The organism is Kushneria aurantia DSM 21353 (assembly GCF_000382245.1).
Lineage (GTDB): Bacteria > Pseudomonadota > Gammaproteobacteria > Pseudomonadales > Halomonadaceae > Kushneria > Kushneria aurantia.
In genome coordinates this window covers 196,528-212,018 of sequence record NZ_KB907862.1, presented here as the reverse complement: position 1 = coordinate 212,018, position 15,491 = coordinate 196,528, and the positions used below count along the sequence as shown (strand labels likewise).

At 57.0% G+C, this 15,491-nt stretch carries 12 protein-coding genes; 8 read left to right on the top strand and 4 right to left on the bottom strand.

Annotation, left to right across the window (positions count from 1 at the left end):
• Nucleotides 1-152: 152 nt before the first annotated feature.
• The gene (locus H146_RS0101015; protein WP_026351666.1) at nt 153-1,454 is read right to left on the bottom strand and encodes an IS1380 family transposase; all 1,302 of its coding nucleotides are present in this window, start codon (nt 1,452-1,454) and stop codon (nt 153-155) included.
• A gap of 88 nt (nt 1,455-1,542) precedes the next feature.
• Here H146_RS0101015 and H146_RS20505 point away from each other — a divergent pair, with 88 nt between their 5' ends.
• The 5 genes from H146_RS20505 to H146_RS0100990 all read left to right on the top strand — a co-directional run bounded on the left by H146_RS20505 (nt 1,543) and on the right by H146_RS0100990 (nt 9,422).
• Entirely contained in the window at nt 1,543-3,015 is a 1,473-nt protein-coding gene (locus H146_RS20505) for a restriction endonuclease subunit S (protein WP_083920748.1), read from the top strand.
• Nucleotides 3,012-3,977 carry an Abi family protein gene (locus H146_RS0101005; protein WP_026351664.1) on the top strand — a complete coding sequence of 322 codons (966 nt, stop codon included), beginning with the start codon at nt 3,012-3,014 and terminating at the stop codon, nt 3,975-3,977. Before H146_RS20505 ends, H146_RS0101005 begins: the two co-directional genes overlap by 4 nt.
• 141 nt (nt 3,978-4,118) lie before the next feature.
• Nucleotides 4,119-4,337 carry a hypothetical protein gene (locus tag H146_RS0101000; RefSeq protein WP_019949979.1) on the top strand — a complete coding sequence of 73 codons (219 nt, stop codon included), beginning with the start codon at nt 4,119-4,121 and terminating at the stop codon, nt 4,335-4,337.
• The gene (locus H146_RS0100995; RefSeq protein ID WP_026351663.1) at nt 4,337-6,277 is read left to right on the top strand and encodes an RNA-binding domain-containing protein; all 1,941 of its coding nucleotides are present in this window, start codon (nt 4,337-4,339) and stop codon (nt 6,275-6,277) included. Before H146_RS0101000 ends, H146_RS0100995 begins: the two co-directional genes overlap by 1 nt.
• Complete coding sequence (locus tag H146_RS0100990; protein ID WP_245558677.1) at nt 6,267-9,422, top strand: type I restriction endonuclease subunit R; 3,156 nt, start codon at nt 6,267-6,269, stop codon at nt 9,420-9,422. Before H146_RS0100995 ends, H146_RS0100990 begins: the two co-directional genes overlap by 11 nt.
• A 573-nt stretch (nt 9,423-9,995) precedes the next feature.
• On the opposite strand, the gene H146_RS18075 is transcribed toward H146_RS0100990, so the two are convergent.
• Nucleotides 9,996-11,120 carry an MFS transporter gene (locus H146_RS18075; protein ID WP_019949974.1) on the bottom strand — a complete coding sequence of 375 codons (1,125 nt, stop codon included), beginning with the start codon at nt 11,118-11,120 and terminating at the stop codon, nt 9,996-9,998.
• Nucleotides 11,117-11,923: an alpha/beta fold hydrolase gene (locus H146_RS0100980; protein ID WP_019949973.1), complete on the bottom strand. Its 807-nt coding sequence runs from the start codon at nt 11,921-11,923 to the stop codon at nt 11,117-11,119. Before H146_RS0100980 ends, H146_RS18075 begins: the two co-directional genes overlap by 4 nt.
• Nucleotides 11,924-12,001: 78 nt before the next feature.
• On the opposite strand from H146_RS0100980, the gene H146_RS0100975 reads away from it, so the two are divergent.
• Nucleotides 12,002-12,358 (top strand): MerR family transcriptional regulator, encoded by a 357-nt coding sequence (locus H146_RS0100975; protein ID WP_019949972.1) that lies wholly within the window; start codon nt 12,002-12,004, stop codon nt 12,356-12,358.
• Between the two features lie 41 nt (nt 12,359-12,399).
• On the opposite strand, the gene H146_RS0100970 is transcribed toward H146_RS0100975, so the two are convergent.
• Nucleotides 12,400-13,284 (bottom strand): LysR family transcriptional regulator, encoded by an 885-nt coding sequence (locus H146_RS0100970; RefSeq protein ID WP_033195340.1) that lies wholly within the window; start codon nt 13,282-13,284, stop codon nt 12,400-12,402.
• Between the two features lie 113 nt (nt 13,285-13,397).
• Here H146_RS0100970 and H146_RS0100965 point away from each other — a divergent pair, with 113 nt between their 5' ends.
• Nucleotides 13,398-14,312 carry an SDR family NAD(P)-dependent oxidoreductase gene (locus tag H146_RS0100965; RefSeq protein ID WP_019949970.1) on the top strand — a complete coding sequence of 305 codons (915 nt, stop codon included), beginning with the start codon at nt 13,398-13,400 and terminating at the stop codon, nt 14,310-14,312.
• Nucleotides 14,309-15,166: an SMP-30/gluconolactonase/LRE family protein gene (locus H146_RS18070; RefSeq protein ID WP_019949969.1), complete on the top strand. Its 858-nt coding sequence runs from the start codon at nt 14,309-14,311 to the stop codon at nt 15,164-15,166. The genes H146_RS0100965 and H146_RS18070 overlap by 4 nt, the downstream gene beginning before the upstream one ends.
• The last annotated feature ends 325 nt before the right edge of the window (nt 15,167-15,491 follow it).

Below are 15,491 nucleotides of genomic sequence, written 5' to 3'. Positions count from 1 at the left end.
CTCATAGCACCTCAGCCAGTACCGCGCTCAGGCTGTAACACAGCTAAACACCTCTTGGCTCCACTTACGCTGCCTGCTTTTTAACCACTTCCCGTCGTTCAGGCACACTGCCCCCTTTCCCCCATTGCATCGGGCCGGGGGCGCCCGTGCATTCAGCTCGGTACCAACCGTCTGACGAGATCGGATAACGCCGTTTTATAGGGATAGCTGTCACTCATCAGCACTCGGACGCGACGCGTATTACGGATGATGACCGCGCCCACTTTGATGAGTTTGAGCCTCAGGTTACTCGGGCTCATACGCGCGAAGGACGTGCTCTTCAGGTAAGTCCGTAACCGCTCGAACAGCGTATAGGCGAACCCCGACAAGATCAGCCGCCACTGATTGGCCCACCAGTGCGTACTGGAAGTGCGATCAGCGAACAGGCTCAGTTGTTGATCCTTGATCCGGTTTTCCATGTCGCCTCGAGCACAGTACTGCTCGTAGTAAAGCTTGAAGCCGTCGTCGTAACGGGAACTGATGATAAACCGGGGGTTGGAACCCCGTTCGCCTTCTTCCAGACGGGCCACCACCCAGCGAGGGTATTTCCAGGAGTGGGCTTGATACTGGAAGCGGAACGTCCCCGCTACTTTTCCGCCCACCTGCCACTGGGTCTTGCGCACCAGCATCATGGGGACGTCCACTTCCTTGAGCAGCCGGCTGTTCTTGCCGATACCCACGATGTAGTCGACGTGATGCCGATCACACCAGTTCAGCATCCGGGGGCGACAAAAGTGGCTATCGCCCCGTAACACGATCTGTGTATCGGGCCAGTACTGGCGGATAAACCTTACCAGCAAGGCAAGGATGGCCCAGCTATGTCGGCTGTCGCTGCGGTCACTGGTGCGCAGATAGCTCACCAACAAGTGGCGCCCACAGAAGACATACAGCGGGAAGTAGCAGTGGTGATCGTAATAGCGGTTAAAGAACTTGCCGGGTTGCTCACCATGAACCGGGATGTCCGTGCCATCAAAGTCCAGCACGATCTCTTTCGGTGGTTCGTCATGCTGTTCAATGAAGTGATGCCAAAGTAACTCATGGGCCTTCACCATCGCTTGCCGATCCGCGTTCTGCTCTATCCGGCACAACGTCGACTTGCCCGCCAGCGTTTCCTCTTCACCCAGCGCCGTCTGAAGAGCTTGATCATAGCGCAGGGCGTCATGGTCGTTGAAATCTTCATAGCCAGCGGCGACACCGAACACCCGCTGACGAACCAGGGTGTCGAGCTTGTGACGAACCTGTTCCGGTGTCCGGGGATCATGAAGCGCCGACGCGAGACGGTGCGTCAGGCGATGTTGCTTGTCGACTTTCCGTAGCAGGAGCAACCCCGCATCCGAGGTGATGTGTCCCCCGGAGAAATCGGCTTCAATTTGGCGGCGTGAGAGTGGCGAGAAGGTCAGTTTTTCAGGTACCATTTTGGAAGCGGCTGTGGGTGTTTGATGGATTGGTTAGGTTCTTGAAATCATAGCACTTTCAGCCGCTTTCTTTTATACCCCGTGAGAAATTCGGGCTAAGTGGAATCGAGTTCAAATCAGAGATGTATGTGAGCTAATAATTGACTGTGTCAATAAGACCGCTCCGCAGGTAAGCTACGCAACTCCGTATAAAATGATTCGGACGCCTAATATTCGTAACGGTCGAATAGACCTTACGAATTGCCGCTACGTTGAAAAGGATACTTACCAAAAGTGGACGAGAAGGGCCACCGTCGAACCAGATGATATTTTGCTCACCAGAGAAGCCCCTATGGGAGAGGTGGGCTTGGTTGACTTCAGCGATACTGTATTTTTAGGACAAAGGATTATGCAGTACCGTGTCGATAAGGACGTTCTCCACCCTAGATTCTTACTTTATTCCTTCTTGTCGGCGGATCTTCAAAATCAGTTTCGGGTGCATGACGGTACTGGATCAGTAGTCAGTCATATACGGGTTCCAGATTGCTCTAAGTTTGAGCTAAATTTGCCACCGCTTTCAGAACAAAATCGCATCGTCGAAATACTCGGAAATCTCGACGACAAAATTCAAATTAACCACCAAATCAACCAAACCCTCGAACAGATGGCCCAGGCCCTCTTCAAAAGCTGGTTTGTCGATTTCGAGCCGGTCAAGGCCAGGATCGCCGCGCGCGAGCGGTGGTGGGCGCTCCACCCAGACAATGAACCCGCATCCCCAGTCTACTACGCCGCCGAGCTGGACGAGCCGCCCGCGGTTGGCGATCTGGAAACGATTATGAACCGCGCTGCGATGCAGGCGATATCCGGCAAGACGGCGGCGGAGCTCGACGCGCTGCGTGAGGAAGAGCCCGAGCGCTACCAGGAATTGTATGATACCGCCGCGCTGTTTCCCTCGGCAATGCAGCCGAGTGAGCTGGGAGAGATTCCGGAGGGGTGGGAGGTATCAACGGTCGGCAGAGAGTTTGATGTGACTATGGGCCAATCTCCACCCGGAAATACCTATAATGAAACCGGAGAAGGTATACCATTCTTCCAAGGGCGTAGAGATTTCGGAGATAGATTTCCGACTAATCGAGTTTACTGTACTCAACCTAAGCGAATGGCAAGGCAGGGCGATACACTTCTGAGTGTGCGCGCCCCTGTAGGTGATGCCAACATCGCTTTAATTGACTGCTGTATTGGACGTGGCTTGGCAGCGATTAGACATAAATCCGGCTGCTCATCTTTCACTTACTATTCTGTCATTCAGCTTGGTCATGAGCTTTCGCCGTATGATTCTGAAGGAACGGTATTTGGTTCTATAAATCAAAAAAATCTTAAGGATGTCTCGCAGCTTGTACCACCTCATGAGGTGCTGTTTTCTTTTCAAAAGGCTGCCAAAGCTCTTGATGAGCAAATCAAGTTAAATAGTGAAGAGCTAGCTTCGCTTGCTGCGATGCGAGACACTCTCCTCCCTAGACTCCTCTCCGGCGAGCTGACGACCTCGGAAGCCGAAGAAACACAATCAGAGGTCACGGCGTGACCCCAGCGGCCAAGCCATGGAAATCGTTTGAAGAGCAGCTCGCGATTTTGGTAGAGCGTGGCCTGCAGGTCGATGACCGGGAGGCGGCGTTGAGCTATCTGGCACGGATCGGCTACTACCGGCTCAGCGGGTATTGGTATCCGTTCCGGCAGTTGGAAATCTCACAGGATGACGACGGCCGGCTGGTGAAGCGCCGTCTTAACGCCTTCGTGGCCGATAGCCATTTTCGCGAAGTGGTCGATCTCTATGTGTTCGACAAGAAGCTGCGCCTGCTGGCACTCGATGCCCTCGAGCGCATCGAAATGGCGCTGCGGGTGGATATTGCGCACCTACTGGGTGAGCAGGACATTCATGCCCACGAAAATCCACAGTGTCTGCATGGCCATTTCAGTAAGCAACTGCTGAAAAAAGGCAAGGCCAAGGACAAGACGCAACATCAATTGTGGCTGGAAAAATATCATCAGCACTTACACCGCGCCCGCCGTGAACCCTTCGTCGCGCATTATCTCAGCAAGTATGGCCGGTTGCCGATCTGGGTCGCGGTCGAGGTGTGGGATTTCGGCATGATGTCCAAGCTCTACGCCGGCATGAAACAACCGGATCAGGATCGGATCGCCGCCAAATACGGCGCGACGAGTGGCCGAGCATTGGCGGAGTGGCTGCGGAGTTTGAATTTCATCCGTAACGTTTCGGCGCATCACAGCCGCCTCTGGAACATCAACGTACTGGAGCGTTCGGCCCCGCTTGCCGACGACGCCTATTGGCAGACGTTGAACAATGCGCGGCCCTTTTTCTATTTCTGCTTGATGCAGAAGCTGATGCGGATCATTTGCCCGAACTCACGATGGCATCAGCGCTTCCGTAAGCTGATGGCGGATTTCCCGCAGACGGCGTCTGGTGCGGTCACGCTTCGAGATGTTGGTGTGATCGACGACTGGCAGGCGTGGGCGCTCTGGAGGTGAGCGATTCAGGAAGGCAAAACGAGAACCGGCGCGTACACAGTGAACTGTGAAGAGGCGCCGGGCGTATTACGGTGAAGTATAGCGATGACACAAAACGTGTCAACGGACGTTGGCAGTTCAGCGGGTGGCAAGGAGCGGGGCATGACCGAAAATCAACTGGAGCAGCTCTGCCTTGAGTGGTTCACCGAAAACAGCTGGGAAACCGCCCACGGGCCGGATATCGCCCACGACGGCGCATCGCCGGAGCGAGAGGACTACCGGCAAATGCTGTTGCGAGCTGATCTCGGTGGGGGCATCGTAAAGATAAACCAGCAACTGCCAGATTCGGCAGAGTGTGACATGGACTGCCGAGGCCTTTAATGCTTGAAATCGATTCCCTGGAAGATATCGCCGCGCTGCGTGAAAGCGTGGACGTCGAGTGCAAGCTGGCTCAGGGCCGTGACGGCAAGGGTGCGTTGCCCAGGGAGTTCTGGCCGACCTACAGTGCTTTTGCCAATACTCAAGGCGGCGATATTTTTCTTGGTGTCAAGGAACGTGCCAGCGGGCATTTTGAGCTTGCCGGCGTTGCCAATACCCAGAAAGTTATCGACGAACTCTGGACCGGACTTAATAACTCTCAGAAGGTTAGCGTTAACCTGCTGCGCGAACGTTGGGTACGCATCCTTGAGATTGAAGGCAAGGCTGTGGTGCATGTCCATGTCCCTGCGGCTACTCGCAAGCAGCGTCCGGTATATCTAAGTGGTAATCCCCTTACCGGCAGCTACCGTCGCTTTAATAGTACCGATCATCAACTGAGTGAGGAGCAGGTACGTCGCATGCTGGCCGAGCAGGTCGAAGATAGCCGCGACAACGAGATCCTGAGGGGCTTCGGCCTGGACGATCTGGATTTCGACAGCTTCAATCAGTATCGCCAACTGTATGCCAATCGGCAGCCGGATCATCCCTGGAATCAATTGGATGCACAGACATTTCTGTATCAAATCGGTGGCTGGCGCAAGGATCGGGAAACCGAACGCTCGGGACTTACCCGTGCCGGGTTGCTGATGTTCGGACAGCAGGTTGCCATTATCGAGGCCTGTCCTAACTATATGCTCGACTATCAGGAGCGGCCTGAGCCCAAAGCGGAGCTGCGCTGGGTCGATCGGCTGACTCTGGATGGTAGCTGGTCGGGCAACGTATTCGACTTCTATCGTCGAGTGATTCGCAAGCTGACTGCCGATCTCAAGGTGCCTTTCGCTCTCGAGGGTGATCAGCGCCAGGATGATACCTTGGTGCATAAGGCGTTACGTGAGGCTTTGGTCAATACCCTCGTGCATGCAGACTACACCGGGCGGGCTTCGATTCTAGTAGTCAAACGACCCGACATGTTCGGATTTCGCAACCCCGGCCTAATGCGCGTGCCGGTAGATCAGGCTATGGCCGGAGGATACAGCGACTGCCGCAATCGGCTGGTGCAGAGCATGTTTCGCTATATCGGCCTGGGCGAGAACGCAGGTTCGGGGCTCCCCAAGATCTTTCAGGGTTGGTCAAGCCAGCACTGGCGTAAGCCCGTGCTTCGTGAAGTGCATACGCCTTCCGACCAGACACTGCTGGAACTGCATATGCTTAGCCTGGTGCCGGAGTCTGTGCTGGCCAAGCTTCGCGACTCCCTGGGTGAAAAGGTATTTGCCGGTCTTTCAGATCAGGAGCGCCTTGTCCTGGTAACGGCCTCTATCGAAAAAACGGTGGATCACGGGCGTATGATGACCATTTTGGACATCCATCCCCGGGATTTGAGCCAGCTCCTGTCAGGATTAGTGGAGAAAAAACTGATCCTAAGGAATGGGGCTGGGCGTGGGACTGTGTATTTCCGACCTGATGCGCATATGGAAGATATCTTCACAGAGTTGGAGAGCGCGCAGGACGACGATCCAGGTTCTAGTGCTTTGGAGCTGAATACCGGAAATTCGTTAATTAACTCTGAACCTTTGGGGGCGAGCTCTGAACCTTTGGGGGCGAGCTCTGAACCTTTGGGAGCCAATTCTGTACCTTTGGAGGCTCTACGAGACATTGCTGCACCGGTGGCAGATAAGTCAAAACCCTCCAAGTCAGAAGTGGAAAACGTTATCCTGGCGCTGTGTGCCCAGCGCGCTTTGAAGTTGGATGAGCTGGTGCAACTGCTTAACCGTTCGGAGCAATACCTGCGTTTGCGTTACATAAAGCCCATGGTCAGAGCGCGACGGCTCAAGCTGAGATATCCAACCAAGCCAAATCACCCTCATCAGGCCTATATCACGGAGGCGCCAGGCCATGATCAATGAGAGCCAACTGGAAGAGCTCTGCTTGGCGTGGTTTGCCGAAAATGGTTGGGAATCCTGCCGCGGCCCGGATATCGCTCCAGATGGAGATGTCCCGGAGCGGCCGGACTATCGTCAGGTCATATTGCTGGGTGACCTGGAGTCGGCCGTGCGACGCTTGAACCCTCAACTGCCAGAGACTGCTGTGGAGCAGGTGATGAGCCTGGTGGCGAAGCCAGGTAGCCTCGATCCGGTTGTGAGCAACCGGGCCTTCCACCAACTGTTGTTGGAGGGCGTGCCGGTCATCTACAAGCAGGACGAGCATGAGGTGCACGACCATGCTTTCCTGATCGATTTTGCCCAAATCGATGCCAACCGCTTTCGTGCCATCAATCAATTTACTATCGCTGGTGGCAAGCAACTGCGTCGTCCCGATGTGATTGCCTTTATCAACGGCCTGCCGTTGGCGGTGATCGAGCTGAAAAGCCCTGGCAGCGAAACCGCCGATATCACCGGCGCCTTCAACCAGCTACAGACCTACAAGACGGAAATCCCCGATCTGTTCGTCACTAACGAAGCGCTGGTGATCAGCGATGGCTACACCGCGCGGGTGGGTTCGCTGACGGCGGATCAGGAGCGCTTCATGCCGTGGCGCACCATCAAGAATGAAGACGACAAGCCGCTGCTCGAATGGCAATTGGAGACGCTGGTCAGGGGTTTTTTCGACCGGGCGCTGTTTCTCGACTATCTGCGCTATTTCGTGCTGTTCGAGATCGACGCCGAGCGGGTCATCAAGAAGATCGCCGGGTATCACCAGTTCCACGCGGTACGTGAGGCAGTCAAGGCAACCGTCATTGCCGCCGAAGAGCCTGCAGCGGGCGTTGGTGAAAAGCGCGCGACCTACGGTGATGAAGTTGAACCCGGCAGCAAGAAGGCCGGGGTGGTATGGCACACCCAGGGCTCGGGCAAGAGCATCTCGATGGTCTGCTACGCGGGCAAGCTGTTGCAGCAACCGGCGATGCACAACCCGACGCTGATCGTGGTGACCGACCGCAACGACCTTGACGGCCAGTTGTTCGGCACTTTCAGTAGCGCTCGCGATCTGCTCAAGCAGGACCCTATCCAGGCCGAAGACCGCGAGAGCCTGCGCCAGAAGCTCGCCGAGCGCGAGTCCGGCGGCATTATTTTCACCACGGTACAGAAGTTTGCCCTGCTGGACGACGAGCGCGGCCACCCGATTCTCAACGGCCGCCACAATATTGTGGTCATCTCGGACGAGGCGCACCGCAGCCAGTACGGCCTGAAAGCCACGCTTAAGCAGGACGGCCAGTACACCTTTGGCTTCGCCAAACACATGCGCGATGCCCTGCCCAACGCCTCTTTCATTGGCTTTACCGGTACGCCGATTGCCAGTGAGGACAAGGACACCCGCGCCGTCTTCGGCGATTACGTCTCGATCTACGACATTCAGGACGCCGTCGACGATGGCGCCACCGTGCCGATCTTCTACGAATCCCGCCTGGCGCGGCTCGACATCAACCGTGAGGAAATCAACCAGCTCTCAGAGCAGGTCGACGATCTCATCAAGGATGAAGAAGATACCGGCGCCCGGGAGCGCACCAAGGGCGAGTGGAGCCGCCTCGAAAAACTGATGGGCGCCGAGCCACGGCTACAGCGTATCGCCGCGGACCTCGTCGATCACTTCGAGATGCGCAATCAGGCCATCGAGGGCAAGGCGATGATCGTCGCCATGAGCCGCAGCATCTGCGCCCGGCTCTATAGCGAAATCGTCAAGCTCCGCCCGGACTGGCACGACGACGACCCGGAAAAGGGCGCGATCAAGGTCATCATGACCGGCTCGGCCGCCGACAGTGCGCTGCTGACACCCCATATCTACAACAAAGCCACCAAAAAGCGGCTGGAGAAGCGCTTCAAGAACCCGGCCGACCCGCTCAAGCTGGTGATCGTGCGCGATATGTGGCTGACCGGTTTTGACGCACCATGCTGCCATACCATGTACGTCGACAAGCCCATGAAGGGCCACAATCTGATGCAGGCCATTGCCCGCGTGAACCGGGTGTTCAAGGACAAGCCCGGTGGGCTGGTGGTCGACTACATCGGCATCGCCAACGAGCTGAAAAATGCCCTCAAGGTCTACACCGACTCGCGCGGCAGGGGGCAGCCCACCTACAGCGCCGAAGAAGCCTTCGCGGTGCTGGAAGAGAAGCTCGATATTATTCACGGCATGTTTGCCAGGGGCGCCAACCGTGAAGGCTTCGACTACAGCGGCTTCGAAGAAGCACCGCACAAACTGCTACCGGCGGCAGCCAACTACCTCCTGAGCCTCGACGATGGCAAAAAGCGCTTTCTTGATACCATGCTGCAACTCACCAAGGCGTATTCGCTGTGCAGCACGCTGGATGAAGCCAGAGCGCTGCACAAGGAAATCGCGTTTCTCTCGGCCATCAAGACGGCGCTGGTCAAACATACCAGTACGAACCGCTCGCTGAGCGAGGCGCAGAAGAACTCGGCGCTCAAGCAGATTCTCGATAACGCCGTGAAGGCCGACGATGTGACGGATGTGTTTGCGCTTTGCGGGCTCGAAAAGCCCAATATCGGGCTGCTCTCCGATGAGTTTCTCGAAGATGTGCGCCAGATGCCGCATCGCAATCTGGCCGTCGAGCTTTTGGAAAAACTGCTCAAGGACGACATCAAGGCCAGAACGCGCACCAACGCCGTGCAGGAGAAAAAGTACTCGGATCGTTTGCAGGAGACGCTGCGCAAGTACAACAATCGCGGTATCGAAACGGCGCAGGTGATCGAAGAGCTGATTGAGATGGCCAGGCAGTTCAAGGCCGATATGGAGCGCGACGAGGCGTTGGGCCTGAACCCTGACGAGATCGCTTTTTACGACGCCTTGATCACCAACGAAAGCGCGGTACGCGAGCTGGGTGACGACAGGCTAAGGGCGTTGGCAGTAGAAGTAACCAATAAGCTTCGCAGCTCGACCACTGTGGATTGGCAGGTACGGGAAAGCGTGCGCGCCAGGCTGCGGATTCTGGTGCGCCGGACGCTGCAGCGCTACAAGTACCCGCCGGATAAATCACCGGAAGTCATAGAGTTGATTCTCAGGCAGGCTGAACTGCTGTCGAACCAGTGGAGCCGATAGGAGAGGCTTTTCGCCTATAAACAGCGAAAAACCTCGATGACACTCACCGAGGTTTAGACGCCGACCGGGCACTCCCTGTCCATTTGCTGGAGACTCTGAACCCCAACACGCATGAAGTCAACCGCTGCCGGCTCTTTCACTCCACATCCTGAATCTTAATGTTGATTTTTTGATGTATTTACTTTTATATCAGTAGCTTGTAGATATAGATTCCAAGTCTTTTCCAAAGACTACCCACTTTACTATCCAATTGGTATTGTTACGGGTTTGAATATATCGGTCCGTCATCATTCATTGAAGGTATCTAATAAGCACTATTACTTAGCTGACAAGCAAGCCTTCTAGTCGCAAGTAAAAACTTATTTTTACCTTATATTATCGATGTTAATCATGCGTCATTACGGCGACATCGGCGATATTCAGGGGTGGCAACGGTAGTGCCTCCGATGGGTGCAGGATGGGAGTGATAGCAGCGACGGGTAAATCCTTGGTGGGGTGCTCCTGAATGGCCCCTTGGGGCCATTTTCGTTGACGAAGTTTCCAGACTGAATTCGCCTATGCCTCTATCCTCCTTTAGGTGCGATGCTCTCGATTGTTGAGCAAAAGCCAAAGCCCAGCGCTAGCAAGCGCCGCACCAGTCCAGGGCAATATTGCCATGGGGGCAACGATTGTCAGCAGGCCACCAATTACCGCTCCGCTACCGATCCCCACGTTAAACGCCGAAACGTAAAGCGCCGATGCCATGTCCGCTTGGCCTGGAGCGCTGTCGATTGCCGTGCCCTGCAGCCCTGCCACCAGCACTGCACTCGCCCCACCCCATATCGACAAGGCCAGGGCGATGGGTACGAAGCCATCGCCAAATCCAAAAAGTATCTGTCCTACCGCAAGGCCGGTTGTTGCTATCAGTGCAAGCGAAATAGCCGAAAGACCAAGCCAGCCCGAGAGGCTCAGGGCGAATGCCCCCGCCACGCCAAATACCAACAGAAGCCCGGGCATGATCGCGACACGGATGCCGGTCGTCTGCTCCAGCAGAGGTACAATATAGGTATATGCGCAGAAATGTCTTGACACGATGATCGCGGTCGCCACCACGACCCGACACAAGCGACGATTGCGAAAGGAAGGCGCGGGAGGCGCATCGGCGGATCCGGGAGGCACTTTCGGCAGCACAACCATACCCATCAGACACAGGATCCCCGCCAGCAGCGCAAGTCCGGCGAAGGCCCAGCGCCATCCGATCGCCTGAGCGACGGTCGTTGACAATGGAATCCCCGCTATACCTGCCAGAGAGATGCCGGCAAAGACGATAGCCAGTACACGTGTTTTAGGCACATCGGGCGAAAGACGCACAGCGAAAACCGCCAGGATCGTCCAAAAAACGCCGTGTGCCAGAGCCATAAGGACTCGAGAGGCTGCGAGCAGCCCATAGTTTGGCGCCAGTGCCCCAAGCCCACCTGCCACGGCAATCGTGGCAAGCAGGATCAGGAACAACGTTCTACGATCCCATTGAACCGTCAACATCGTCAGCGGTACTGCTGACAACGCCGCGATCCATGCATAGCCCGTGACCAGGCTGCCAATAGCACTCTCGGAAACACCAAGATCGTCTCGGGCCGCAGACATGACGCTGATCGGCAGATACTCGCTGGACTGGGCGACAAATGCGCCGAGCGCGAGCAGTATGAGACGCCCGATCATTGTAATGATTTCCGCTGTTCACGCAGAAAGGCGCTCACCTGCTCGGTAAGGGCCCGAGGCTGTTCCATTGGTACCAGATGACCAGATGGCAGCTCCATATAGCGTGCACCAACGATGGTGTCTGCCAGGTTTCTGGCGTGACCAGGCGGCACCATATGGTCATGCGAGCATCCAATGACCAGCGTTGGCGCGATGATACGCGCCACGCTTTCGGTAACGTTGATCGACAAGTCCAGATCGACCTGGCGTGCCATGCCTTCCCAGTTGGTGTCTGCCACCGTGGTGTCGATTATCTGTTGCAACGACTCAGCGCTGAACGATGCAAGTGCGCTGGGGCTGAACCCTGTCAGCATGATCAAACGCGCCATGGCCGGGCGATCGGTGCGGATGAGATCGCGCCAGAGCGTAAACTGGAGCTGTAGCCGTGTCTCATCCGACGAGGCAAAACCATTCACGAGGATCAGCGAACGGACTCTCTCAGGATGATCACCGGCGATTCTGGCAGCCAACGCCGCACCCAATGAAAAGCCGAGCAGATGAAAGCTCGACGCCCCTGCCACATCCGCAACGGCCAATATCTGTTCAACCAGATCGTCAGCTGTAAGCGGACGGCCGTCGTCCATCGTCTTACCGGAACCTGCGTAATCGGGACGAATCAACTTCCATTCATCACTCAGCGGCTCGACCAGCGCACTCCAGTTCGACTCCGCGTCTCCGCCGGTGCCATGCACAAGAATCAGCGGCTCTCCGTCACCATCTACCCTGTAAGACACTCTGGTGTTCTTGAAATCGACATAAGGCATTTGATGGCCCTCTCCATGCTGGATTGAGTGGGCAGAGATGCTAAAGTCTGACACCGCTGTCAGGGTCAAGGAGATGTCGTGCAGATCGGTGAATTATCCAAAAGGACGGGAGTTAGCGTTCGGATGCTGCGTTACTACGAGCAGCAAAAACTTTTGAAACCATCGCGCCTGGCATCAGGCTACCGAGACTATGGCGTCGAGGAAGAGGAAACCGTCCGGCATATCCGCCGGCTTGGTGAGGCAGGTCTGAAGCTGGACGTCATTCGCCGATTCCTGCCGTGCGTGACTGGTGAGCGACCGGACTTCCATCCCTGCCCCGATCTGCTCGATACCCTGCGCCGGGAAGTTTCAGTGATAGAGGACCGAATCGCCCTGCTCGAAGAAAGTCGACTCGATATTTTGGGGTATCTGGAGCGTGCAGATAAAGGCAGTTAGCGAATTGAGCGATGCTGCAAGCAGCTCCAACACTCATTTGCTTATGGATCGGTTGACATCGCTATCTTCACAAACTCTGAAGCAGAGGGAGAAGGGGCAAGTGTCGCCAGACAGAGTGAAAACGCCGCCGTCGGCTCGACGATGGAGCGGTAGCGAATCCGATCCTTTCTGAAGGTCTGCATACTCTCTGGCACGATCGCCACTCCGGCACCCACGGCGACCAGCGATAGCACAGCATGCATACCGTGTGCCTCCTGAACCACTCGGGGGACAAAGCCCGCATTCGTGCAGAGGCGAATGACCTGCAGATGGAAACCACGACCCTCGAGCATCGGCCAGAGGATGAATGCCTCGTCAGCGAGATCGGCAACGACGAGCGTCTCCTGCTCCGCCAGCGGGTGCTCTTTCGCAAGAGCAATGCACAGCCGGTCATGGTCGAAGGACTGGAGTGTCACCCCTTCGGTCTCGGTCAGCGGTGGGATAACGACACCCACATCGAGCGAGCCTTCCTGTAATCCTGTCAGCTGCGCTGCAGTAGTGGCCTCGCGAAGCTCCAGATCTACGTTCGGATATATGGCGCGATAGGATCGAATCCTATCCGGGAGTCGACCATAGAGCGCACTGCCGACGTAGCCCAGTCGCACGCGCCCCGACCGGCCAGCCGCCGTCTCGCGTGCTGTCCGGATGGCGGTGTCTGCTTGTCGCAGTGTCTCTCGGGCTTCGCGCAGGAAGGCCTCGCCGGCCGTTGTCAGGCCGAGCATGCGCTTGCCTTCCCGTGCCAGAAGTGCGACGCCGAGATCCGCTTCAAGCCGGCGCATTGCCACCGTCAACGGCGGCTGCGACATCCCCAGACGCTCGGCAGCGCGATGAAAATGCAGTGCTTCTGCGACCGCTACAAACTGCTCCATCTTGCGCAGATCGATCATGCCCCGACCCTGCGCAACTTGCCTTGATACTTCATCCATATCAAAACCGGCTTCAAAAGATATTGGGAATATCATGATAGGTCTTTCATTATTCCGATCCAAAGGAGGATGTCATGACCGATCAGCAATATTTCGAGGGACAGACCGTACTCATTACCGGTGCGGGACGCGGGCTGGGGTTAGCCTACGCCCGAACGATAGGCCAGCTAGGCGCGACCGTACTGCTGCATGACGTGGGGGCCAACACCGACGGTGAGGGCAATGATCCTGCGGTTGCCAGCGCCGCGGCAGGTCAGCTCGCCGAAGAGGGCATTGACGCTCATGCCTTTCATGCCCCCATTGAGACCCACGAGCAGTGCCATGCGCTGGTGCAAGCGTGCCTCGACGTGAACGGTCACCTGGATGCCTTCATTCACAACGCGGGCTGGGTGGCTTACGCATCGATTGAACAGATCGAAGATGCCGCGTTCGACCGCGCCATGGCAGTCATGGCGAAGGCGCCGCTGTGGATTGCCCAGGCCGCGTGGTCGAGCCTGCGCCAGGCCGGCTACGGGCGCATCGTTCTCACCACGTCATGCCGGGCACTGTTCCCGGAATACGTTCATCAAGGGCTCGCCGCCTACACCGCCGCCAAGATGGCCGCCGTCGGCCTCGTCAATGTTCTCGCCGCCGAGGGCGCAGCGCATGGCATCGTCGTCAACGCCGTTTCCCCAGTCGCCAAAACGCGTATGTGGGGCATTAACAATGAGCCAACGGAGCTAAAGCCCACTGATGTCGCGCCAGGGGTAGCTTTTCTGGCCTCGTCTCTCTGCCGAGAAGGCGGTTGGATTTTGCGCGCCGCGAACGGTCAGTTCCATGCCTCGCGCGCCGAGGAGGCGAGCGGCGTCGACTATCCGCGCGATCTCAACGCCGTCAGCGCGAACACCTTCGAGGAAGTGGCCGAGCGTTGGGGCGACATTGCGCTGGCGACGCGAGAGGCGCGGCAGGTGACAGGAGACATGCAAACGATGAGAGGGAAACGGTCATGAACGTCATCACCCCTACCGTTAACGTCGCCGTCGCGGCGGACGCCATCATCGGTGAGAGCCCGGTCTGGTCCGCGCACCGCGGCGAACTGCTGTGGATCGATATCCTGGGGCAGCGTCTACACCGCTACGACCCCACGAGCGGACGTAGCACCAGCAGTGCTACTTCGGCGCCTATCGGCCTGCTGGCAGAAAGCCCTACGGGTCAGATTACGCTGAGCCAGGGCGGTATGCTCGCCCGCTGCATCGCCGACGGAAAGATCGAGGCCATCGCCACTGCTCCTCTTGCGGCCCCAGCTTTTCGCTTCAATGATGGAAAGTACGACCAGCAAGGGCGACTCTGGACCGGGCTGATGAATACCCAGGGAAAAAAAGGTGTCGGTCTGCTTTGCCGCTTCGATCCCGACGGCACGTGGCGCATCGCCGATAGCGGCTTCGACCTGCCCAACGGCCTTGCCTGGAGCGCGGATGGTGAAACGTTCTACTTCACCGACTCGCACAAGGGCGAGATCCACGCCTACGACTTTGAGGTTTTGTCCGGCAACATCAGCCATCGCCGAACCTTATTTCGTATGGATCCGGCGGTAGGCAAGCCCGACGGTCTCACATTGGATACCGATGGCCATCTGCTCAGTCCGCTGTTCGACGGCGCAGCGATCGCCCGGATCGCCCCTGACGGCACACTCGAGCGTTTAATCCGCCTGCCAGTACCGAGACCCACCCACTGCGCGTTTCTCGGTGACGGCAAGACACTGGTCGTTACCACCGCCCGCCTCGGACTGACGCCGACTCAGTTGGCAGCGGCGCCCGAGTCCGGCTCCCTGCTCGCGCTGGACTATGAAACGGTATTGTCTTAGCGCAGCAGCCAGTATAGATACCCCGTCAGGGGGAACAATAAAACGAACTGGTTGAAGGTGCCCTCGTCTCGCCACTGCTTAAAGCGCTGATAGACGGTTATTCATGGACCACAACGCTCCGAAAGATCGCGCCGCTGGGCGGTCCGAGCAGAGAATTCAAAGAATGGCATTGAGCATGTGTCGATCATCTCGACGCGGGCAGTCCATGTCTGTGGCGGAGAAACGATATCCTTGACCATCTACCAGCACTGGTCGGAAAGCTCGTAACGGCCTGCCATGACAGGTCTCCTGTTCGATGAACAGGGACAGCGTAGCAAACATGACT